Origin of the sequence: Nocardiopsis lucentensis DSM 44048 (assembly GCF_000341125.1) — a bacterium.
GTDB classification, from domain to species: Bacteria; Actinomycetota; Actinomycetes; order Streptosporangiales; family Streptosporangiaceae; genus Nocardiopsis; species Nocardiopsis lucentensis.
This window is the reverse complement of sequence record NZ_ANBC01000802.1, coordinates 1-578: the sequence shown is the minus strand read 5'-3', so window position 1 is coordinate 578 and position 578 is coordinate 1. Positions and strand designations below refer to the sequence as shown.

Here is a 578-nt window from a genome sequence, read left to right as displayed (position 1 = left end):
GTAGCCGCTGAAGTTCTGGCTGGCGGCCGGTTCGAGGTCGCGCCAGTCGTCACCGGCGTCCGGGTTGGGGGAGTCGGTCTGGTCCACCTGGAGGTACCCGCCGTCGGGGTTGCGGAAGAAGACGCTGCTGCCGCTCCGCTCCACCGTCCAGTCCTCGGGGACGTCGACGGAGAAGCCGGTGGTGTCTTCGTAGCGGGTGAGGAAGTCCCACCGGTCGTCGTCCTCTTCCGCCCCGTCCTCCCCGTCCTGCGGCTCCGCGTCCGGGTCGGCGTCCTCCGACGGGGTGTCGGCGGTGGCGTCGGCGTCCCGGGAGTCCTCGGCACCCGCCCCGTCGACGGACCCGCTCGCGGTCTCGGCCGTGCCCTGGGAGCGGTTCATACTGATCAGGGCACTGGTGGCCGCGCCCGCGACCAGCAGCACGACCGCGGCGGCGACGATCAGCGCGGCCCTGACCCGCCGTGCTCCCCCTCCGCCCCCGGAGGTGCTCCCGGACGGGTCGGACGGACGCGTGGCCCAGGCGACGCCTGCCGTACCGCCGGAGCTCGCGGTGCGGGCGTCGTCGGTGGCGCCGGACACGC

General features: G+C 74.6%; 1 pseudogene. It reads right to left on the bottom strand.

Going from position 1 to position 578, the window contains the following annotated elements:
• Positions 1–578, bottom strand: a pseudogene (locus tag D471_RS40510) (serine/threonine protein kinase); the annotation flags it as partial.